The 19,457-nt window shown below is 63.7% G+C and carries 22 protein-coding genes and 1 pseudogene; 10 read left to right on the top strand and 13 right to left on the bottom strand.

Annotation, left to right across the window (positions count from 1 at the left end; genetic code table 11):
- Positions 1-11: 11 nt before the first annotated feature.
- From rsd to J4P02_RS03765, 8 genes and pseudogenes are all read right to left on the bottom strand, one after another.
- A complete protein-coding gene (gene rsd / locus J4P02_RS03800) occupies positions 12-470 on the bottom strand; it encodes a sigma D regulator (RefSeq protein WP_426187922.1) in 459 nt (152 codons plus the stop codon).
- A 208-nt stretch (positions 471-678) separates the two neighbouring features.
- Positions 679-1,200 (bottom strand): disulfide bond formation protein B, encoded by a 522-nt coding sequence (locus tag J4P02_RS03795; RefSeq protein WP_426187920.1) that lies wholly within the window; start codon positions 1,198-1,200, stop codon positions 679-681.
- A 166-nt stretch (positions 1,201-1,366) separates the two neighbouring features.
- Positions 1,367-2,605 carry a heme biosynthesis protein HemY gene (locus J4P02_RS03790; RefSeq protein WP_426187918.1) on the bottom strand — a complete coding sequence of 413 codons (1,239 nt, stop codon included), beginning with the start codon at positions 2,603-2,605 and terminating at the stop codon, positions 1,367-1,369.
- Positions 2,602-3,741 carry a uroporphyrinogen-III C-methyltransferase gene (locus J4P02_RS03785; RefSeq protein WP_426187916.1) on the bottom strand — a complete coding sequence of 380 codons (1,140 nt, stop codon included), beginning with the start codon at positions 3,739-3,741 and terminating at the stop codon, positions 2,602-2,604. Before J4P02_RS03785 ends, J4P02_RS03790 begins: the two co-directional genes overlap by 4 nt.
- A gap of 16 nt (positions 3,742-3,757) precedes the next feature.
- Positions 3,758-4,525 carry a uroporphyrinogen-III synthase gene (locus tag J4P02_RS03780; RefSeq protein WP_426187914.1) on the bottom strand — a complete coding sequence of 256 codons (768 nt, stop codon included), beginning with the start codon at positions 4,523-4,525 and terminating at the stop codon, positions 3,758-3,760.
- The gene (hemC, locus tag J4P02_RS03775) at positions 4,522-5,463 is read right to left on the bottom strand and encodes a hydroxymethylbilane synthase (RefSeq protein WP_426187912.1); all 942 of its coding nucleotides are present in this window, start codon (positions 5,461-5,463) and stop codon (positions 4,522-4,524) included. Before hemC ends, J4P02_RS03780 begins: the two co-directional genes overlap by 4 nt.
- 125 nt (positions 5,464-5,588) lie before the next feature.
- On the bottom strand, positions 5,589-6,335 hold the full coding sequence (locus tag J4P02_RS03770) for a LytR/AlgR family response regulator transcription factor (protein WP_426187910.1): 747 nt from the start codon (positions 6,333-6,335) through the stop codon (positions 5,589-5,591).
- Positions 6,332-6,469 (bottom strand): annotated as a pseudogene (locus tag J4P02_RS03765) (sensor histidine kinase); the annotation flags it as partial. The pseudogene J4P02_RS03765 and the gene J4P02_RS03770, both read right to left, overlap by 4 nt.
- A gap of 492 nt (positions 6,470-6,961) precedes the next feature.
- Here J4P02_RS03765 and argH point away from each other — a divergent pair.
- The gene (gene argH, locus J4P02_RS03760) at positions 6,962-8,356 is read left to right on the top strand and encodes an argininosuccinate lyase (RefSeq protein ID WP_426187908.1); all 1,395 of its coding nucleotides are present in this window, start codon (positions 6,962-6,964) and stop codon (positions 8,354-8,356) included.
- A gap of 61 nt (positions 8,357-8,417) precedes the next feature.
- Here argH and J4P02_RS03755 read toward each other — a convergent pair whose 3' ends face one another.
- A complete protein-coding gene (locus tag J4P02_RS03755; protein ID WP_426187906.1) occupies positions 8,418-9,077 on the bottom strand; it encodes a glutathione S-transferase family protein in 660 nt (219 codons plus the stop codon).
- Positions 9,078-9,202: 125 nt separating this feature from the next.
- Here J4P02_RS03755 and J4P02_RS03750 point away from each other — a divergent pair, with 125 nt between their 5' ends.
- From J4P02_RS03750 to J4P02_RS03740, 3 genes are all read left to right on the top strand, one after another.
- Positions 9,203-9,487: a hypothetical protein gene (locus tag J4P02_RS03750; protein ID WP_426187904.1), complete on the top strand. Its 285-nt coding sequence runs from the start codon at positions 9,203-9,205 to the stop codon at positions 9,485-9,487.
- Positions 9,488-9,691: 204 nt separating this feature from the next.
- Positions 9,692-9,937, top strand: a complete 246-nt coding sequence (locus J4P02_RS03745; RefSeq protein ID WP_426187902.1) for a TIGR02647 family protein — start codon at positions 9,692-9,694, stop codon at positions 9,935-9,937.
- A gap of 169 nt (positions 9,938-10,106) precedes the next feature.
- Positions 10,107-12,953, top strand: a complete 2,847-nt coding sequence (locus J4P02_RS03740; RefSeq protein ID WP_426187900.1) for a class I adenylate cyclase — start codon at positions 10,107-10,109, stop codon at positions 12,951-12,953.
- Between the two features lie 7 nt (positions 12,954-12,960).
- Here J4P02_RS03740 and rnk read toward each other — a convergent pair whose 3' ends face one another.
- The 3 genes from rnk to cyaY form a co-directional block, all read right to left on the bottom strand.
- Positions 12,961-13,374 (bottom strand): nucleoside diphosphate kinase regulator, encoded by a 414-nt coding sequence (rnk, locus tag J4P02_RS03735; protein ID WP_426187898.1) that lies wholly within the window; start codon positions 13,372-13,374, stop codon positions 12,961-12,963.
- Between the two features lie 143 nt (positions 13,375-13,517).
- Positions 13,518-13,751 (bottom strand): DUF1289 domain-containing protein, encoded by a 234-nt coding sequence (locus J4P02_RS03730; RefSeq protein WP_426187896.1) that lies wholly within the window; start codon positions 13,749-13,751, stop codon positions 13,518-13,520.
- Positions 13,752-13,755: 4 nt separating this feature from the next.
- Entirely contained in the window at positions 13,756-14,088 is a 333-nt protein-coding gene (gene cyaY, locus J4P02_RS03725) for an iron donor protein CyaY (protein WP_068575937.1), read from the bottom strand.
- A gap of 240 nt (positions 14,089-14,328) precedes the next feature.
- Here cyaY and lptM point away from each other — a divergent pair, with 240 nt between their 5' ends.
- The 6 genes from lptM to J4P02_RS03695 are packed head-to-tail and all read left to right on the top strand — an operon-like array spanning position 14,329 to position 18,910.
- On the top strand, positions 14,329-14,481 hold the full coding sequence (gene lptM, locus J4P02_RS03720; protein ID WP_426187894.1) for an LPS translocon maturation chaperone LptM: 153 nt from the start codon (positions 14,329-14,331) through the stop codon (positions 14,479-14,481).
- 13 nt (positions 14,482-14,494) lie between these two features.
- Positions 14,495-15,742, top strand: a complete 1,248-nt coding sequence (gene lysA, locus J4P02_RS03715; RefSeq protein WP_426187892.1) for a diaminopimelate decarboxylase — start codon at positions 14,495-14,497, stop codon at positions 15,740-15,742.
- Between the two features lie 4 nt (positions 15,743-15,746).
- Positions 15,747-16,577 (top strand): diaminopimelate epimerase, encoded by an 831-nt coding sequence (gene dapF, locus J4P02_RS03710; RefSeq protein ID WP_426187890.1) that lies wholly within the window; start codon positions 15,747-15,749, stop codon positions 16,575-16,577.
- Between the two features lie 13 nt (positions 16,578-16,590).
- Positions 16,591-17,316 (top strand): DUF484 family protein, encoded by a 726-nt coding sequence (locus J4P02_RS03705; RefSeq protein ID WP_426187888.1) that lies wholly within the window; start codon positions 16,591-16,593, stop codon positions 17,314-17,316.
- Between the two features lie 2 nt (positions 17,317-17,318).
- The gene (gene xerC / locus J4P02_RS03700) at positions 17,319-18,215 is read left to right on the top strand and encodes a tyrosine recombinase XerC (RefSeq protein ID WP_426187886.1); all 897 of its coding nucleotides are present in this window, start codon (positions 17,319-17,321) and stop codon (positions 18,213-18,215) included.
- Entirely contained in the window at positions 18,215-18,910 is a 696-nt protein-coding gene (locus tag J4P02_RS03695; RefSeq protein ID WP_426187884.1) for an HAD family hydrolase, read from the top strand. The genes xerC and J4P02_RS03695 overlap by 1 nt, the downstream gene beginning before the upstream one ends.
- Positions 18,911-19,110: 200 nt before the next feature.
- On the opposite strand, the gene sutA is transcribed toward J4P02_RS03695, so the two are convergent.
- The gene (sutA, locus tag J4P02_RS03690) at positions 19,111-19,434 is read right to left on the bottom strand and encodes a transcriptional regulator SutA (protein ID WP_426187882.1); all 324 of its coding nucleotides are present in this window, start codon (positions 19,432-19,434) and stop codon (positions 19,111-19,113) included.
- Positions 19,435-19,457: the final 23 nt, after the last annotated feature.

The following is a 19,457-nucleotide window of genomic DNA, read 5'->3' as shown; positions in this document are numbered from 1 at the left end:
CGCGAGCCTGCTCAGGCCTGGGCCACCGCCTCCTGCTTATGGGCGTTGTGCAGCACTTCGATCAGGCAGTCCTCCAGCTCGAAGCGCTCGTGTAACAGACCACCCAGCTCCTTGAACTTCTGCGCCACGCACTGCCCTGCATCACACAGGTCGTTGAACGCCAGGAGCTTCTTGGTGATCACGTCGATACGTGGATAGAGGGTGTCGGCCAGCTCGAGCCCGCGCTTGTCGCCAAAGGCCTTGGCTTCGCCGGTGAGCTGTTCGTAGATTTCGAAATGGCCGGCGGAGACGTAGTCCACCAGGATCCCGCAGAACTCCTGCAAGGGCTGCTTGCTCTCGCTCAGGGCTTCGGGCGCAGCGCCCAATGCGTCATAGGCTCGAACCAACTCGTGCCGATCCTGCAACCAGCGATCGATCAGCAGATGCACTCCACCCCAACGTTCCTGAGCATTCTGACAACTTTCGAGCATGGCGATCTCTCTTCCCTTATGGGTCATGCCGCTGCCCGCCGCCCCCCATTTTTTGGAGACTCTGGATGCGGTCGAGCGAACAGCATGGAGCAACAAAATTGCAGTGACAGGTGCGGGCAGATTATGCCCGCTCGACAACAGCATCAAGGTACGCAGGCGATAATGTTCATACAAGCGTTTAATCCGTTGGCCGCCAGCAAACACTGACTCAGGGCAACGCTGCGGCCTGGCGCGCGCCTCGCAACAGGCGCAATAGACGGTATGCGCTGAAGACCAGCATGACCAGGAAAAACAGCAGGCTCCACTCCGGCAGGCTCATGTCCAGCAGGGTCCAGGTGACTTCGGCGCAGTCGGCGGTGCCCATGAAAGTCAGTTGCAGCGCCTGCCACCAGGACAGCTGTCGCAGCATGAACGGCAGGTCTGGCAGGCAGGCCAGGAGCTGTTCGGAAGGGATGTTCTGCAGCAGCACATGCCGCCCGGCAGTGATCACGCCGAGTACGCCCAGCAGCAGGTTCAGGCTCCAGTAGATACCCCGGCCACGACGCCCGGGGCCCTGCACCACTGCCAGCAGATTGACGCCACCGAACAGCAACAGCAGCAAGCGTTGCACACCCCATAACGGACAGGATTCCAGGCTGCCGCCGGATTGCAGGTTGAACGCCGCCCACGAGGCCAGGGCCCCCAACAGGAACACCAGGGAGAACAGCAAGCGGGAGCCGGCCAGCGACATGAGATATCCGTAACGGAAGAAACAGGCAGCCACGGTAGAGAAAGCGCTCGCGGCTTTCAAGAAGCGTCATGCCGCAGCTGATCGATGAAGGAGAACGGACAAACCCGGAACCACGGACAGAAAAAGGCCGGTTGCCCATCGCCAGGCAACCGGCCCCAGGCCGACGTCAGGCCCGCGCCGGAACCGGCAGCGGCGACGCCAGCAGACGCTCGTCGAGCATGCCCAGGCCTTCCTGGAACAGTTGATTGCTGCGCTCGGTATCACCCAACTGTGCCAGTAGCCGAGCCAGTTCCGCACAGGCTTCGGGGTCGCGCTGCAAGCGCAGGCTGCTTTCCAGATAGTCCCGGGCCTTGCCCCACAGACTGTTTTGCAGGCACAGGCGCCCCAGGGTCAGTAGCAAGCTTGGATCGCCGGCGTGCTCTTTCAGCCAGCGCTCGGCGGTCTGCAACTGACGGGACGGATCGCCGCCCCGCACCAGGCCGTACAGCCGTGCCAGATGGCTTTCATACTTACGCTTGAGGGCGGTGCGCAGCGCCTCTTCGGCTTCGGCTCCAGCCCCCAGCTGACGCAGTTGCTCGGCGTAGGCCGCCACCAGTTGTGGCTCCTGGCGCTGCGCTGCGGTCAATTGCTGCCAGGCGCGGTTGAGGGATTGCAGGCCGGTTGCCTGATCCTCTTCGCGGCGGGCGGCCAGGCCCAGGTTCTCGCCCCAGGCCCGGCGCTCCAGTTCCTGCAGCTCGCTGGCCGGCAGCGCCTTGTCCTTGCGCAGCTCCGGCAGCAGGCGAATCAGCGCCGGCCAATCACCGCGCTGCTGGTGCAAGCGCTGCAGCTGACGCAGCACCTGAACGCTATGGGGATGACGTTCGTGCATGGCCTGCAAGGTGCTCAGGGCCCCTTCGGTATCGCCGCGATCGGTCTGCAGCTGGGCGTGACTCAGGGCTACTGCCAGCTCGGCCTGGGGCTGGCGGGTCAGCGCCCGTTCCAGCAGCGCATCGCACTCGTCATAGTGCCCCAGCTCGTTGGCCGCACGAGCAGCGCCGAGGTAGTACAACAGCGGTTGGCGCTCGGCCTCGGCGGCGCGATGCAGATGCTTCTGCGCGCTGGCCCAACGGCCTTCGGCGAGGTCCATCTGGCCCTGCTCGATGGCGATCTGCACCCGTCGGCTGCGATTGCGCCGCGACCAGGGGTTGACCACGCCACCGGAAACCATCACCAGCTCGACCAGTAGCTTGATGCCCCAGATCAGCAACCACACCAGCGCCACCAGGGCCAGGGTGGCCCATAGACTCGATTCATAGCGGAAGTTGCTATAGGCGATCAGCACGTAACCGGGATGCTCGGCAATGGCCAGGCCCAGCAGGCCGATGGCCGCGATGACCAGCAACACAATCACATAGGCGCGCTTCATGGGCTGGTCTCCTGCGCGCCGTTCGCCCCAGGCTTGGCCGATGGTTTGACCGACTCTTCAACGCTCAGGTTGCGCCGCTCCAGGTAGGCCTGGACGGTACTCAGGGTCTTGGCCAGGTCCGGGGTGACCACGGTCACCGGCTGCTTGCTCAGTTCGGACAGGCGCTCGAGCATCAGTTTGCTTTGCGGGTTGTCCTGGTTGAAGTTGCCCAGCAGCACATCGCGGGCTTCATTCAAGGCCTGGGTGTAGACCGCCGCCTGGCCATTCAAGGCCGCCCATTGCGCCTGTTCCAGCGTCAGGCTCAGGGCCAGCCGCACCTGAGTCAGGCCCTGGCCGGCGAGCAATGGCCGGATGTTCTTGTCGGCATTGAAGTCGATGCGGAAATAGCGCGAGATCTGATCCCACCACTGCGCCCAACGGCTGGCGCCATCGCCATCGGCGGTCAGGCCGAGCAAGGTGTCGCCGCGATCCTTGTACTCCGGCGCCACGGCGCTGAGCTGCAGGATCTGCTCACGCAAGGCGCCCAGTTGCAGGAACAGCCCGGTGCGATCCGGCTGCTCGGTGCTGCGCAGGGCTGCCAGGCTCTTGGCCAGTTGCTCGCGGGCGGCGAAGGCACCCGGATCGTTCTGCTCGCGCAGGATATCGTCGGCACCCTGAACCAGGGCCTGGGCGCTGCTGATGTCCTGCAACGCCGACAGCCTCAGGCTGGCCAGGCGCAACAGGTGCTCGGCCTCGGCCAGGCGCCAGTCCTTGCGGCTGGCGCCAAGCACGGTTTCCAGCCGCTGGCTCAGGCGCTGCTGATCACCTTGCAACTGGGCCACCAGGCGCCGCCGATCTTCCAGTTCATCGGCGGCCGGCAATTGTTCCAGGCGCGCAGTCAAGCGTTGCTCACTGAGCTTGAAACTCTGGGTCTGATCGCCCAGAGCCTGCAATTGACTCAGCTGCTGCTGGTGATTGGCTTGCAGGTTGCGCACCTGCCAGACACCCCAACCGCCAACGGCGACACCGGCCGCCCCCAGCAGCAGGGCCAATATCGCCAACCCGCTGCCACGACGCTCGATGGTTGGGGTCGCGGCTTCAGCCGGCGTCTCGGGCACCGGCTGGACTTCATCTTTAGGCAAGGCTGTTTCGCTCACGTATCCATCCTTTGCGTTAGAGAACGGGTCCGGGTGCTTCCCGTAACGCCGCTAGCAAGGCCGCGGCACTGGCGCCACGACAATCCACAACTTTTTCCGCCCCGGCGGCCCGTGCCATGTCGGCGACCCGGGGGCTTGGAACAAACAACGGCATAGCCGCCAACTGCGGCCAGGCTGGACCGGCCAACTGCCGCAGGTGACAAAAACCCTGCCCACTGCTGACCACCAGGCCGTTCAAGCGTTCCCCCTGAATCCGCCTTAGCAGCTCGTCTTCGGCGTGCTGCGGCAGGCAACGGCGGTAGAGTTCCAGATACTCGACACTAGCACCTAGGCCGCGCAAGCGCTCAGAGAGCAGCTCGCGCCCCCCCTCCCCGCGCACGATCAGCACCCGGGGCTCGGGCCGGCGGATAGCCTCGCGCAATTGGGGAAGTTCAAGCAAGGCTTCACTATCATCGCCAGCTGCCGGGTAGAACACCTGCAGGCCGGCCGCGGCAAGGATTTGCCCGGTGCCGGCACCGACGCTGAACCAGCTCTGGGACGGGGGCTGCGGCCAATACTCACGCAGCAGCTTCAAGCCCAGATGCGCCGCCGGCTTGCTGACCACTATCACTGCCGAGTAACAGTCCAGTTTCTGCAGGATGGCCCGCTGCGAATCGCTGACGGGCAGGGCTTGAATCTCCAGCAATGGCAAGCTGCTGCTGAACACCTGAGACTCGGCCAGGGTCGCTGCCAGTGCAGCGCAATCCTCGGCCGGTCGGGTCAGCAGCAGGCGCCAGCCGGTCACTCTTCGCCCGCCTCGCCATAGACCGCGCGCAGGATCTCAGCCGCGCCTTGGGCCAACAGAGCCTCCGCCACTTGCACCCCGAGCTCGCTGGCGGTTGCCCGCGGACCGCGCGCTTCGGCATTGAGCAGCAGGCCGCCACTCGGCTCACCCACCAGGCCACGCAGCCAGATCTGCTCGCCCTCGAGCACCGCATAGCAGGCGATGGGAACCTGGCAACCGCCATTCAGGTGCTTGTTCAGCGCACGTTCGGCGGCCACTCGGCTAGCGGTATCGGCGTGGTGCAGGGGCGCCAGCAGCGCGTGGATTTCTGTGTCGGCACTGCGGCACTCGATGCCCACCGCGCCCTGGCCACCGGCCGGCAGGCTGTCGTCGACACTGATGGAAGAACGGATGCGCGCCTCGAAACCCAGGCGGATCAGGCCAGCGGCGGCGAGGATGATGGCGTCGTATTCACCAGCGTCCAACTTCGCCAGACGGGTATTGACGTTGCCCCGCAGGAAGCGGATCTGCAGGTCGGGACGACGGGCCAGCAACTGCGCCTGGCGTCGCAGGCTGGAGGTGCCCACCACGCTGCCTGCAGGCAACTGATCGAGGCTGGCATAGGTATTGGAGACGAAGGCGTCACGTGGGTCTTCGCGCTCGCAGATGCAGAACAGCCCCAGGCCCTCGGGGAAGTCCATGGGCACGTCCTTCATCGAGTGCACGGCGATGTCGGCCTGGTTTTCCAGCAGCGCGGTTTCCAGTTCCTTGACGAACAGGCCCTTGCCGCCGATTTTCGACAAGGGCGAGTCCAGCAGCTTATCGCCGCGGCTGACCATGGGCACCAGGGTCACGACGAGGCCCGGATGGGCTTCCTGCAGGCGGGCTTTGACGTATTCGGCCTGCCACAGGGCCAGGGCACTTTTGCGGGTGGCGATGCGGATTTCGCGAGAGGACATGGATCAATCCGTACTGAATAGATACGGCAGATAATAACAGCTCAGCCAAAGCAGCTTTGACTTGTGTCAGAAACGCAGCGCCCTCCCGTGGCCAGGTTTCCTTCAGCCCCCTTGCAAATAGCGGCCTAGAGCTGTTGCATCATCTTGCGCACCCCTGCCACATGGCGCCGGCTGACAATCAGCGCATCACCATTGAGGCCCTTGAGGTACAGCTGAAAGTGGCCAAGAGGCGTGCGCTGCAAACGTTCGATACGTTCGCGGGCCACCAAGGCGTTGCGGTGGATGCGTACAAAACGCTCGCCAAACTCGTCTTCCAGGGCTTTCAGGGGTTCGTCCAGCAGCACCTCGCCGCTCTCATGGCGCAAGGTTACGTACTTGTGGTCGGCGATGAAGTACACCACCTGGGCCAGGGGAATCAGCTCGATGCCCTTGCGGGTACGGGCGCTGATATGACTGCGAGGGCCGTTGCCGCTTTCCGCCGCCGGCCGGGTCAGGGCCGCCAACTGGACGCGGTTGGGCTTCTCGGCCTGCTTCAAGGCATCCGGCAGCAACTCGGAACGCACCGGCTTGACCAGGTGACCAACGCCGCTGGCATCGAAGGCTTCAAGGGCGAATTCCTCGGGGGCCGCACAAAACACCAGTGCTGGCGGCGTTTCGCGCTCGCACAGTTTGCCGGCGACCTGCAGGCCGTCCAGGCCTGGCATACGGACATCCAGCAAGACGATATCCGGCTTCAGGCTGTCGATCAGGCTCAATGCCTCTTCGCCATTGGTGGCGCTGGGCTCCAGGACACTGTATCCCTCGAGCTCGCTGACCATCCGGCTCAGGCGCTCGCGGGCTAGGGGTTCGTCATCAACGATCAGGACATTCATATTGCGCTGGATTCCTGCGTGAGTCTCGCACAAGGATAGCGTAGACAGGTGGAGTGACGTCCGTCACGGCGATCCACGCTAAGACTAGTGCGAAGGCCAAAAAGTGCCGCAAGCCGGGCACCAATATTTACCCGTACCTGCCCGATACCGTACAGGGTCGATGGATACGCGACGGCGTCGCAGGGAATGCGGGTACTCAACACAAAGCCCCCCTTGATTGCGGTGGTCGACGATCCACCCCGCCTGCGCCCGCCTCGTGACATGGGAGGGTTGCAGGGACCTGCACGGAGTGAACTCGAGGGTCGGATTCGTTGCGAACACCAGAAGGGGTGCCGCGCAAACTGTCTCGTTCCTATTGTCCAACTGTAGACGGTTGCCAAGACGATATTGCTCAATCGAAAAATATCGTTTGATCGATATCACCTTTCGCACTCAAGGCGTCGCTGCTTTGCCCCACCGGGGACAGGGCTCGCCGCTATCCGTGCCACGAAAAACATCCACAGGCCGGCCACGGCCCGCACCAGGAAAAAAGCTGCCGACCAGCGCCAACGACAGCCCGGGCAACCCTGTTATCATCGGCGCCTGTTTTTCACGTCATCATCCTTCTGCAGATCACGAGCGAATTCATGAGCACTGACAAGACCAATCAGTCCTGGGGCGGCCGCTTCAGTGAACCCGTCGACGCCTTCGTCGCCCGCTTCACCGCCTCTGTCAATTTCGACCAGCGCCTGTATCGCCACGACATCATGGGCTCCATCGCCCACGCCAGCATGCTGGCCAAGGTCGGCGTGCTCACCGACGCCGAGCGCGACAGCATCATCGACGGCCTGAAGACCATCCAGGGCGAGATCGAGGCCGGCAGCTTCGACTGGCGCGTGGACCTGGAAGACGTGCACATGAATATCGAGGCGCGCCTGACCGACCGCATCGGCATCACCGGCAAGAAGCTGCACACCGGCCGCAGCCGCAACGACCAGGTGGCCACCGACATCCGCCTATGGCTGCGGGACGAGATCGACCTGATCCTCGGCGAGATCACCCGCCTGCAAAAAGGCCTGCTGGAGCTGGCCGAGCGTGAAGCCGAGAGCATCATGCCGGGCTTCACCCACCTGCAGACTGCCCAGCCGGTGACCTTCGGCCACCATATGCTGGCCTGGTTCGAAATGCTCAGCCGTGACTACGAGCGCCTGGTGGACTGCCGCAAGCGCACCAACCGCATGCCCCTGGGCAGCGCCGCGCTGGCCGGCACCACTTACCCGATCGACCGTGAACTGACCTGCCAGTTGCTGGGCTTCGAAGCCGTGGGCGGCAACTCCCTGGACAGCGTTTCCGATCGCGATTTCGCCATCGAGTTCTGCGCCGCCGCCAGCGTGGCAATGATGCACCTGTCGCGCTTCTCCGAAGAGCTGGTGTTGTGGACCAGCGCGCAGTTCCAGTTCATCGACCTGCCGGACCGCTTCTGCACCGGCAGCTCGATCATGCCGCAAAAGAAAAACCCCGACGTGCCGGAACTGGTACGAGGCAAGAGCGGCCGGGTATTCGGCGCGCTGATGGGCCTGCTGACCCTGATGAAAGGCCAGCCCCTGGCCTACAACAAGGACAACCAGGAAGACAAGGAACCGCTGTTCGACGCCGCCGACACCCTGCGCGATTCGCTGCGGGCCTTCGCCGACATGATCCCGGCCATCAAGCCCAAGCACGCCATCATGCGTGAAGCGGCCCTGCGCGGTTTCTCCACCGCCACCGACCTGGCGGACTACCTGGTGCGCCGTGGCCTGCCCTTCCGCGATTGCCACGAAATCGTCGGCCATGCCGTGAAGTACGGCGTGGACAGCGGCAAGGACCTGGCGGAAATGAGCCTGGAAGAACTGCGCAAATTCAGCGACCAGATCGAGCAGGACGTCTTCGCCGTGCTGACCCTGGAAGGTTCGGTGAATGCCCGCAACCACATTGGCGGTACCGCTCCAGCCCAGGTGCGGGCCGCCGTGACTCGCGGCCAGGCGTTGCTGGCCAGCCGCTGATACAGAGCCGGCCCGCCGCGGCGGGCCGGCCTAGTATTGCTTGAGTGAAGGCCGTCGGCCTTTACTTCTTGGCCGCAATCATGGCCATGAACTGCGGCATCGCCGCCTCTCTATCCGCCGCCACGCGCTGGGCATTGGGCAACTGCCCGAGACGCTCGAGCAACGCCTGGGCTGCGGGCATGCCGGCCAGAAAGTCCACCCCGAACAGCTTATGGCCGACCGCCTGGGCCAGGCTCACGCTGTAGAGGAAATACAGGTCCGCCACGCTCAGGCTATCGCCTGCCACATAGGGTGAGAAACGCCCGTGTCGCGCCAGCGAGGCAAACCCCAGCAACAGCTCGCCCTTGGCCTTGTCCTTGATCGCCTCGGCCACCGGCATGCCGAAGAACGCCTCGGGGTAGCAGGCCCGCGCCGGCAGTTCGATGTACAGCTCGATTTCCCTGGCCAGCGCCAGCACCTGGGCCCGCGGGAAGGGCTCGCCAGGCAGCAGCGCCAGCCCCGGCTGGGTCTGCTCGAGGTATTCGAGAATCACACTGGTCTCGTTGATGAAGCCTTGTTCGACCTGCAGCACCGGAACCTTGCCACGCGGGCTGATAGCCAGCGCCTCCGGGGTCTGGCCGGCGTAGAACGGCACCTCCTCGAACGCCAGGCCCTTCTCCAGCAGCGCCAGCTTGACCATGTTGTAGTAGTTACTGACAGGGAAACCAAAAAGCTTGAGCATCGCATCGCCTCCAGGCCGTACAGGGGTTGGCTGCCTCTTTTATAGAAGGTCAACGCCAGGCTCGCCAGCAGCATCAGCCCGCTGAATGCGAGTAAACTGGCGTCCTTTTCCTTGAGGAGCCTGCCATGAGCGAGCCAACCGATATCGACGCCGACGAAGAAGAGTTCGCCGAGAACACCCTGATCGAAGCCATCGAGAACCAGATCGAAAGCGGCAACCCGCCGGCCGCCAAGGCCACGTTCAACAAACTGACCCTGGTGGGCTACGAACGTGAGGACATCCTCAACCTGATGGCCCATGTACTGGCGATCGAGATCGACGCAATCCTCGAGGAAGATCGGCCCTTCGACACCCAATGGTACGAAACCGCCCTGCGTGCCCTGCCTGAACTGCCTGCGGAAAAGTCCTGATCCAGGCCTGCCGGGGCGCCGCCTGAAGCAGCGCTCCGCCAATCCCCCCGCGCCTCCCGCCCTGACCTGACTACACTGCATCCACCTGCGGCCATACACCGCTGCCCAACGCGCTAAAAGTCCTCAGCGAACGCTGGACAGGCCGCCCTTCTGCGGTCACCTTAGGAACGCTGACCTCTCATTCCTAGAAAGTCTGGAGTCCTTATGTCGTATACCCCTGAGTTGGTTGCCGAACTGGAAATCCTTGCACTCTTCAACCTGGACAGCTCCCAGGAAGGCCTGAAAATCCATCAGACCGCTGCCCCCTCTGCCATCGCCGCCGCGCAACGCCTGTATGCCAAGGAACTGATCAGCCAACCCGACGGTGGCTACCTCACCAGCCTGGGTCGGGATGCCGCCGAACACGCCCAGGGCCTGCTGACCATCCTCGCCGTCACAGAAACCGCCTGAACTCCATTCCCTGGCCTGCGAGGCTCCGTCCGTCGGATTTCGCAGGCCTCTCTTACGCCAATACGTTAGAAATCTGGCGTCAAAAAATAAAATCCGTTCAAGGCTCAGCATTGTCTGACGTTAAACTGCCTGCCGCCCTGAAAACCGCCCCATTCGAGCTCTGCTTGAAATGCCCCATACCCATGAAATCCGTCCCGATCTGGATGAAGGAATAGATCGCAAGGTCCTGAGCAAGCTGCGCGCGCGTTTTCTGACCCTCAACCAAGGACGCATGACCCGGGCACTGGAAGGCCTGTCGGCACGCCAGCAACTGGTGCTCAACCTGCTGCCACTGTTCTTTCACGTCAATCACCCGCTGCTGCCCGGCTATGTGTCCGGCACCACGCCGGCGGGGCTGTCCAATTACGAGCCCGAGCCACTGGTCCTGGCTGAAGCCCAGCGCCTGACCCGCTCCTTTTCCTACAAGCCCCGCCATGGCAACCCGCCGCGGCCGATTCACGGGCTGTTTCTGATGGGCAGCCTGGGCACCCTGGCCCAGGCCGACCAGAGCGATATGGATGTCTGGGTGTGCCATGCACCGAATCTTGGCGACAGCGAACTGCTGGAGCTGCAGAAGAAATGCCAGCTGCTGGAGGCCTGGGCTGCCAGCCAGGGCGCCGAGGCGCATTTCTTCCTGATCGACCCCAGCCGCTTCGTTCGTGGCCAGCGCGACACCCAGCTGAGCTCGGACGATTGCGGCACCACCCAGCACTATCTGCTGCTCGACGAGTTCTACCGCACTGCCATCTGGCTGGCCGGGCGCACACCCTTGTGGTGGCTGGTGCCGGTGTACGAGGAAAGCCGCTATGGGCAGTACATCCACACCCTGCTGTCCAAGCGTTTCGTGCCGGCCGAGGAAAACCTGGACCTAGGCCACATGGCCCATATTCCGCCTGGCGAGTTTATCGGCGCCGGGCTCTGGCAGCTGTTCAAGGGCATCGAGTCGCCCTACAAGTCGGTGCTCAAGCTGCTGCTGATCGAGGTCTATGCCAGCGAGCACCCCAAGGTCCAGTGCCTGAGCCTGCGCTTCAAGCAGGCGGTGTTCGCCAATCGCCTGGACCTGGACGAGCTGGACCCCTACATAGTGGTTTACCGGCGTATCGAGGAGTACCTCAAGGCCCGCGGCGAGCCCGAGCGCCTGGAGCTGGTGCGCCGCGCCCTGTACCTCAAGGTCAACCGCAAGCTCAGCAACGGCAATGGCGCCCGCAGCCCCAGTTGGCAGCGGGCACTGCTGGAACGCCTGGCCAGTGAATGGGGCTGGGACCAGCGCCAGCTGGCGCTGCTGGACAGTCGCAGCCAATGGAAGGTGCGCCAGGTAAGCAGCGAACGCCGAGCCCTGGTCAACGAGCTCAACTTCAGCTATCGCTTCCTGACCCAGTTCGCCCGCACCGAACAGGCCACCAGCCTGATCAACAAGCGCGACCTGAATGTGCTGGGCCGGCGCCTGTATGCGGCCTTCGAGCGCAAGGCGGGGAAGATCGAGTTCATCAACCCCGGCATCGCCCCGGACCTGGCCGAAGACACCCTGACCCTGGTGCAGTCGCCTAACAAAAGGGAACCCGGACAAAGCCACTGGGGCCTGTACAACGGCAGCCTGACTGCCCAGGAATGGGAGCATTTCGCGCCGATCAAGCGCAGCCGCCACCTCCTGGAGCTGCTGACCTGGTGCCATCGCAATGGCGTGATCGACAGCAGCACGCGGCTGGCGCTGCACCCCGGCAGCAGCGACCTGAGCGAGTTCGAGCTGTTCAACCTGCTGGGTAGCCTGCAACAGAGCGTGGCCCTGCCGCTGCAGAGCGTCGACGAAGAGCAATTGCTGCATGCCAGCGTGCCCAGCGAGGTGCTGATCCTGGTGAATATCGGCGTCGACCCCCTCAAGCATCATCGCGACCTGAACATTCTCATGACCACCGAGCGCACCGACTCCCTGAGCTATGCCGGCGTGCGCGAGAACCTGGTGCTGACCCTGGACCAGGTCACCCTCAACAGTTGGAACGAGGTCATGATCGGGCGCTACGACGCCGAACATGCGCTGCTCGATTGCCTGCGGGACTACTTGAACAACCTGCCCTCGGGCCCACAGCCGCGGTTGCGGGTGCGCTGCTTCTGCCACAACCGCGCGCAGTTCATCGCCCGGCGCGTGGAGGAGTTGTTCGAGACCGCGCAGCACCTGCTGCTCAGCCAGCTCAACTACCGCTACCTGATCCAGGTGCAGCAGCACTACCACGTCCTGGAACTGGTGCCCGGCCAGGTTCGTCACCGGGCCATGGCCACGCCTGCCGCGCTGCTGGAGTACCTGGGCCAGGAGCAGCCCAGCTACAGCCCCCTGCACCTGGACCCGATGGCCCTGGAAGAACATGACCTGGCGCAAATCCTGCCCATGGGCCAGCCGGACTGCATCCAGGTGTTCTACCGGATCGTCGACAGCCACGCCGAGCTCTATGTGCTCGATGAGCACAACGCCCTGTGGCAGCAGACCCTGCCCTATCACGACGAGCACAGCCTGCTGGTACCGCTGCAGCGTTTCCTGCAGTCGATTCTCTACCGTCGAGAAGCGCTACTGCCGATGAGCGACAGCCTGGGAGTGAAACCTTTGGACACACTCTATCTGCAGATCCTGCCCTCGGGCACCGGCCGAGCGCGCCGGGTGGAAGCCCGTCCGGCGCCGCCGACCCCCGTGGACAAGGCCTTTTACGACGTGCAGGCGATCATCGGCAAGGCCGCACCGGGGCAGGTGCAGGTCTCGCTGTATTGCAATCAACGGGAGTTTTCCGATCTGGAATATGGCGACCAGCTGTTCAGCGCCGTGGCCCAGGAAATCGTCGGCCAGCGCCGCGAGCCGGAGCGCTATCGCTGCTACATCACCGACCTGGACCTGTCCGGCCTGTTCGGTGATGTACAAAGCCCGAGCATTGTCTATCTGCGCTACAAGGCCAGCCTGGAGCGCGCACTGAACGACGCGCTCGAACAGGCCTGACCGGCAATCAGAGGTGGAAGTCGCCGGCTGCTTCGGGCTGGTATTCCACTTCCAGCAGGGTCAGCTTCAGGGTCTTGCCACCCGGTGCCGGCCAGTCGATGTACTGGCCGACCTGCAAGCCCAGCAAGGCGCTGCCCACCGGAGCCAGGATCGAGATCTTACCCTCGTCGGCATTGGCGTCCTGTGGGTAGACCAGGGTCAGGTGATAGTCCTTGCCGCTGCTTTCCTCACGGCAATGCACCCGCGAGTTCATGGTTACGACACCGGCCGGCACTTCCTCGTGGCTCACCAGCGTTTCGGCACGATCCAACTCGGTTTGCAGTGCAATGACGCCTGGCAGCGAGTCGTCCAGGCTGTCGATCAGGCGCTCCAGACGTTGCACGTCAAGGCGGGTAAGGATGATGGATGGTGCAGTACTCATGATCCTGGCTGACTCCTATTTTTTCTGCACAAAAAAGCAAAACCCCGCCAAATAAGACGGGGTTCTCACCGGCCTCGATCACTACGAGGCGAATCCGGACACTATCACAGCAAACTGAATAAACAAACCGTACGGGTACGAACCTAAAGCTCCCTCGGCGACACGGCCAGTTTGCGTTGCAGCGCCTGGTCGCAGATCACCCGGCGGCGCTGATCATCGGCCGAACGCCACTCGCGAATGTCCTCCACATGGCGGAAACAGCCGCGACAGACCTTGTCTTCATCGAGACGGCAGAGGCTGATGCACGGCGAACTCACCGCCGGGCTGACGTTGCTGTAGAGCGGCTTGGGCGGGCGCGGCGCGGCGGGCTGGGTCACGACCTCAGAGCCCTTCGAACTCAAGCTTGATGTCGGCCTGCTCGAACACGATGCGCTCGAGCATCTCGCCCAGCTGCTCTTCGCTCTTGTCGCACATCCAGCGCTCGCTTTCCTCGTCGTAGTCGAAGTGGAAGCCTCCGGAACGCGCCGCCAGCCACAGTTGGCGCAAAGGTTCCTGGCGACTGAAGATCACCTGGCTGCCATTGTCGAACTTGACGGTCAGCACCCCGGCCGAGCTTTCCAGATCGATGTCCAGGTCGCTCTCATCGAAAATATCCTCCAGTGCCTGCTGGGTGGCGTCCACCAGGTCGTGGAAACGGGCTTCGGTCAAACTCATTGCGGGAACCTCGAAAAGTGTCTAGTCACGCTCAAGCGCCGCAAGATACGGGCGCATCCCGGCGAATGCAAAGGATACCGAACCGCCGCGCAAATGCGACGCGCAATCCGTCGGCAGCGGCGCAAGACCCCGTCTCGGGCCCGGGGCAAAGGCCCGTCGGGCGGGAGTTACGCTGCATAGGCAAGCTGCCGGGTGGCCGGTATACTCGGGCGCAATTTACGCATTCTCAAGGATTTCGCCATGAAGCGCCTGATCTCCGCCCTTGCTGCGCTCGTCGCGGTTGCCTGCCTTGTTACCGCCTGCGGCCAGAAGGGCCCGCTGTATCTGCCTGATGACAGCAAATCCCCCGAAGAGCAGGCCAAGTCGCAGTCGCACAAGCACGACACCTACTGACTAAGGGCCCGCCATGGACGCTTTCAACTACCGCGACGGTGAGCTGTTCGCGGAAGGCGTAGCCCTGTCCGCCATTGCCGAGCGTTTCGGCACGCCGACCTACGTCTATTCCCGCGCCCACATCGAGGCCCAGTATCTGGCTTATGCCGAGGCCCTGGCCGGCATGCCGCACCTGGTCTGCTTTGCGGTGAAGGCCAACTCCAACCTGGCCGTGCTGAATGTCCTGGCGCGCCTGGGCGCCGGTTTCGACATCGTCTCCCGGGGTGAGCTGGAGCGAGTCCTGGCCGCCGGAGGCCAAGCCGAGAAGATCGTCTTCTCCGGCGTCGGCAAGAGCCGCGACGACATGCGCCGCGCCCTGGAAGTGGGCGTGCACTGCTTCAACGTCGAGTCCGCCGAGGAGTTGGAGCGCCTGCAACAAGTGGCCGCCGAGCTGGGCGTTCGCGCACCGGTGTCGCTGCGGGTCAACCCCGATGTCGACGCTGGCACCCACCCGTACATCTCCACCGGGCTCAAGGAAAACAAGTTCGGCATCGACATCGCCACCGCCGAGGATGTGTACATCCGCGCCGCGCAGCTGCCGAACCTGGAAATCGTCGGGGTCGATTGCCATATCGGCTCACAGCTCACCTCGCTGGAACCCTTTATCGACGCCCTCGAGCGCCTGCTGGATCTGGTGGACCGCCTCGCCGAGTGCGGCATCTACCTGCGCCATATCGATCTGGGTGGTGGCCTGGGTGTGCGTTATCGCGATGAAGAGCCGCCGCTGGCCGCCGACTACGTCAAGGCGGTGCGCAAGCGCCTGGAGGGCCGCGACCTGGCCCTGGTGTTCGAGCCGGGCCGCTTCATCGTCGCCAATGCCGGCGTGCTGCTGACTCGGGTCGAGTACCTCAAGCACACCGAACACAAGGATTTCGCTATCGTCGACGGCGCCATGAACGACCTGATCCGCCCGGCGCTGTACCAGGCCTGGATGGATGTCAGCGCCGTGCGCCCACGCGCTGCCGAACCCCGCACCTACGACATCGTCGGGCCGATCTGCGAAACCGGCGACTTCCTCGCCAAGGAACGCACCCTGGCCCTGGCCGAGGGCGACCTGCTGGCGGTGCATTCTGCTGGCGCCTATGGTTTCGTCATGAGTTCCAACTACAACACCCGCGGCCGCGCCGCTGAAGTGCTGGTCGATGCCGACCAGGCCGTGGAAGTGCGTCGTCGCGAGACGGTCGCCGAGTTATTCGCTGGCGAAAGCCTGCTGCCGGAGTAAGACCATGCTGCTGCGTTTTACCAAGATGCACGGCCTGGGCAATGACTTCATGGTTCTCGACCTGGTCAGCCAGCACGCGCACATACAACCCAAGCACGCCAAACAATGGGGTGATCGCAATACCGGGATCGGCTTCGATCAATTGCTGATCGTCGAGGCCCCGAGCAACCCGGACGTGGACTTCCGCTATCGGATCTTCAATTCCGACGGTTCCGAAGTGGAACAGTGCGGCAACGGCGCCCGTTGCTTCGCTCGCTTCGTGCTGGACAAGCGCCTGACCACCAAGCGCCAGATCCGCGTGGAAACCAAGAGCGGCATCATCGAACTGGATGTGCGCAACGACGGTCAGATCAGCGTCAACATGGGTGCTCCGCGCCTGGTGCCGGCAGAGATTCCGTTCCAGGCAGAGGCCCGAGCCGACAGCTACGCGCTGGAGGTCGAAGGCCGCCAGGTGGAGCTGGCCGCAGTGTCCATGGGCAACCCCCACGCCGTGATACGGGTGGATGACATCAACAACGCGCCGGTGCATGAACTGGGGCCGAAGATCGAGCATCACCCGCGCTTTCCGGCGCGGGTAAATGTCGGCTTCCTCCAGGTGCTGGACCGTCAGCGCGCGCAGTTGCGGGTCTGGGAACGTGGCGCCGGGGAAACCCAGGCCTGCGGCACCGGGGCCTGCGCCGCCGCAGTGGCCGCGATCAGCCAGGGGTGGATGGATTCGCCGCTATTGATCGACCTGCCGGGCGGGCGCCTGTCCATCGAATGGGCGGGCCCTGGCCAACCGGTGCTGATGACCGGCCCGGCAGTGCGCGTATACGAAGGACAGGTGCGTCTATAAGTGAGCGAAATCCATGACTGATCAGCCCCAGGCTCCCGACGAAAAGCCCGACCCAGCACCTTCTGCCAACCTGGACGCAGCGGCAGTCGCCGCCTACCTGGAAGCCCATCCGGACTTCTTCGTCGACCGCGACGAGCTGCTCCCGGCCTTGCGCATCCCCCACCAGCGCGGCGACACCGTGTCGCTGGTGGAACGACAGATGAAGATCCTGCGCGAGCGCAACATTGAAATGCGCCATCGGCTGTCCCATCTGATGGACGTGGCCCGAGACAACGACCGGCTGTTCGACAAGACCCGCCGCCTGACGCTCGCGCTGATGGACGCCACCAGCCTGGAAGAGGTGGTGATGAGCGTCGAAGACAGCCTGCGCGAGGATTTCCAGGTGCCCTTCGTCAGCCTGATCCTGTTCAGCGACAACGCCATGCCGGTCGGCCGCTGGGTCTCCGCCGCCGAAGCCCAGGGCGCCATCGGTGGCCTGCTGGCGGAAGGCAAAAGCGTCAGCGGCAGCCTGCGCGAACACGAGCTGGACTTCTTATTCGGCGTGGAACAGCGCAAGCAGATCGGCTCCACCGCGGTGGTGGCCTTGGCACACCAGGGCATGCATGGAGTCCTGGCCATCGCCAGCCGCGATCCGCAGCACTACAAGAGCTCGGTGGGCACCCTGTTCCTCAACTACATCGCCGAAGTCACCGGCCGCGTACTGCCGCGCTTCACCCACTCGCTGCGCTCGGTACGCTGAGCATGCAGGCACAACTGGACGCCTACTGCGTGCACCTGCGCAGTGAGCGCCAGGTGTCGCCCCATACCCTGCAAGCCTATCGGCGCGACCTTGAGAAGGTTGTGGGCTTCTGCGAGAAACAGCAGGTACACAGCTGGAACGACCTGGACATCCAGGCCCTGCGCAGCCTGATCGCCCGCCTGCACCAGCAAGGCCAGTCGTCCCGCAGCCTGGCGCGCCTGCTCTCGGCGGTACGCGGGCTCTATCACTATCTGAACCGTGAAGGGCTGTGCGACCACGACCCGGCCAACGGCCTGGCGCCGCCCAAGGGCGAACGACGCCTGCCCAAGACCCTGGACACCGACCGCACCCTGCAACTGCTGGACGGCGCGGTGGAAGATGACTTCCTGGCCCACCGCGACCAGGCGATTCTCGAACTGTTCTATTCCTGCGGGCTGCGTCTTTCCGAGTTGACCGGCCTCAACCTCGAACAACTGGACCTGGCCGACGGCCTGGTGCAGGTGCTGGGCAAGGGCAGCAAGACCCGGGTGCTGCCGGTGGGCAGGAAGGCCCGGGAAGCCCTGACACTGTGGCTGCCACTACGGGCCCTGAGCAACCCGCCGGACGGTGCCCTATTCGTCAGCCAGAAAGGCCGGCGCCTGGGGCCACGGGCCATCCAGCTGCGGGTCAAGGCCGCCGGCGAACGCGAATTGGGGCAAAACCTGCACCCGCACATGCTGCGCCATTCCTTTGCCAGCCATTTGCTGGAATCCTCCCAGGACCTGCGCGCGGTACAGGAACTGCTGGGACACTCGGACATCAAGACCACGCAGATCTACACCCACCTGGACTTCCAGCACCTGGCGGCGGTCTACGACAGCGCCCATCCACGGGCCAAACGCAATAAAGGCGGTGAGTAATGACCATCAAGCTGATCACCTTCGACCTCGATGACACCCTGTGGGACACCGCGCCGGTGATCGTCAGTGCCGAGGCCACCCTGCGCCAGTGGCTGACGGAACATGCGCCGAACCTGGGCAGCGTACCGGTGGAGCACCTGTGGGCCATCCGCGAGCGGGTGCTGCTCGCACAGCCCAACCTCAAGTACCGGATCAGCGCCCTGCGCCGCCAGGTACTGTTTCATGCCCTGGAAGAAGCCGGCTACCCACATGCCCAGGCCAACCAGCTGGCCGACCAGAGCTTTGAAGTGTTCCTGCATGCCCGTCATCAACTGGATATCTTTCCCGAAGTCCAACCGACCCTGGAGGCCCTGGCCAACCATTTCGACCTGGGGGTGGTGACCAACGGCAACGCTGACGTGCGCCGCCTGGGCCTGGCGGACTACTTCAAGTTCGCCCTGTGCGCCGAAGACATCGGCATCGCCAAGCCTGATGCACGACTCTTCCACGAAGCCCTGCAGCGCGGCGAAGCAACCGCCGATACCGCGGTGCATATTGGCGACCACCCGGGTGACGACATCGCCGGTGCGCAACAGGCAGGGCTGCGCGCCATCTGGTTCAACCCCAGCGGCAAGGCCTGGGAAGCAGAGCGCGCGCCCGATGCGGAAATCCGCAGCCTGCTCGAACTGCCGCGGCTGCTGGCCAGCTGGAAGTAAGCAGCAGGCGGCAGGCTGCCGCAGCTGCAAGCCTCAAGCCTCAAGCCTCAAGCCTCAAGCCTCAAGCCTCAAGCCTCAAGCCTGAAAAGCTTCGAGCTTTTCGCTTGCAGCTTGCAGCTTGCCACTCGCAGCTGCTTTTCTTCTCCCCATGAAAAAGCCCGCAGCGACGGCGGGCTTTTTCAGCAAGCAAGTAGCAAGGCTCAGATAGGCCGGCTGCCGTACTTGTTATCAGGCTTCTTGGGCGGGTCGGCGACCACATTGGCCTCGACTTCCTGCACTTTGCCGCCACGGGCCAGGAATTCCTCCATGGCACGGGCCAGTGCATCACGCTCCTTGTTCTTGGCTTCGACACTCGGCAGCTCGTCTACCGAAACGGCAGCCTTGGCCTTGCCTTTGGCGGTCGGCGCAGGAGCATCACCACCATCGTCCTCGGCCACATCGTCGGCGGCCGCTTCAAGACCTTCTTCGGTTTCTTCTTCGTCACCTACTTCGAGGTCGTCGTTTTCCAGATCATCGTCGCTCATGTTCTACCCCATGACTTGCGAAA

The sequence above is a fragment of the Pseudomonas sp. NFXW11 genome (assembly GCF_049887815.1).
Classification (GTDB): domain Bacteria; phylum Pseudomonadota; class Gammaproteobacteria; order Pseudomonadales; family Pseudomonadaceae; genus Aquipseudomonas.
This window is presented reverse-complemented; position numbering and strand designations above follow the sequence as displayed.

Coding starts and splice junctions, on each gene's coding strand:
- lysA (WP_426187892.1), top strand. CDS start 14,495: ATGGACGCTTTCAACTACCGCGACGGTGAGCTGTTCGCGGAAGGCGTA.
- J4P02_RS03770 (WP_426187910.1), bottom strand. CDS start 6,335: ATGAATGTCCTGATCGTTGATGACGAACCCCTAGCCCGCGAGCGCCTG.
- xerC (WP_426187886.1), top strand. CDS start 17,319: ATGCAGGCACAACTGGACGCCTACTGCGTGCACCTGCGCAGTGAGCGC.
- lptM (WP_426187894.1), top strand. CDS start 14,329: ATGAAGCGCCTGATCTCCGCCCTTGCTGCGCTCGTCGCGGTTGCCTGC.
- J4P02_RS03795 (WP_426187920.1), bottom strand. CDS start 1,200: ATGTCGCTGGCCGGCTCCCGCTTGCTGTTCTCCCTGGTGTTCCTGTTG.
- sutA (WP_426187882.1), bottom strand. CDS start 19,434: ATGAGCGACGATGATCTGGAAAACGACGACCTCGAAGTAGGTGACGAA.
- argH (WP_426187908.1), top strand. CDS start 6,962: ATGAGCACTGACAAGACCAATCAGTCCTGGGGCGGCCGCTTCAGTGAA.
- J4P02_RS03750 (WP_426187904.1), top strand. CDS start 9,203: ATGAGCGAGCCAACCGATATCGACGCCGACGAAGAAGAGTTCGCCGAG.
- J4P02_RS03695 (WP_426187884.1), top strand. CDS start 18,215: ATGACCATCAAGCTGATCACCTTCGACCTCGATGACACCCTGTGGGAC.
- J4P02_RS03755 (WP_426187906.1), bottom strand. CDS start 9,077: ATGCTCAAGCTTTTTGGTTTCCCTGTCAGTAACTACTACAACATGGTC.
- J4P02_RS03740 (WP_426187900.1), top strand. CDS start 10,107: ATGCCCCATACCCATGAAATCCGTCCCGATCTGGATGAAGGAATAGAT.
- dapF (WP_426187890.1), top strand. CDS start 15,747: ATGCTGCTGCGTTTTACCAAGATGCACGGCCTGGGCAATGACTTCATG.
- rsd (WP_426187922.1), bottom strand. CDS start 470: ATGCTCGAAAGTTGTCAGAATGCTCAGGAACGTTGGGGTGGAGTGCAT.
- rnk (WP_426187898.1), bottom strand. CDS start 13,374: ATGAGTACTGCACCATCCATCATCCTTACCCGCCTTGACGTGCAACGT.
- J4P02_RS03705 (WP_426187888.1), top strand. CDS start 16,591: ATGACTGATCAGCCCCAGGCTCCCGACGAAAAGCCCGACCCAGCACCT.
- cyaY (WP_068575937.1), bottom strand. CDS start 14,088: ATGAGTTTGACCGAAGCCCGTTTCCACGACCTGGTGGACGCCACCCAG.
- J4P02_RS03745 (WP_426187902.1), top strand. CDS start 9,692: ATGTCGTATACCCCTGAGTTGGTTGCCGAACTGGAAATCCTTGCACTC.
- hemC (WP_426187912.1), bottom strand. CDS start 5,463: ATGTCCTCTCGCGAAATCCGCATCGCCACCCGCAAAAGTGCCCTGGCC.
- J4P02_RS03790 (WP_426187918.1), bottom strand. CDS start 2,605: ATGAAGCGCGCCTATGTGATTGTGTTGCTGGTCATCGCGGCCATCGGC.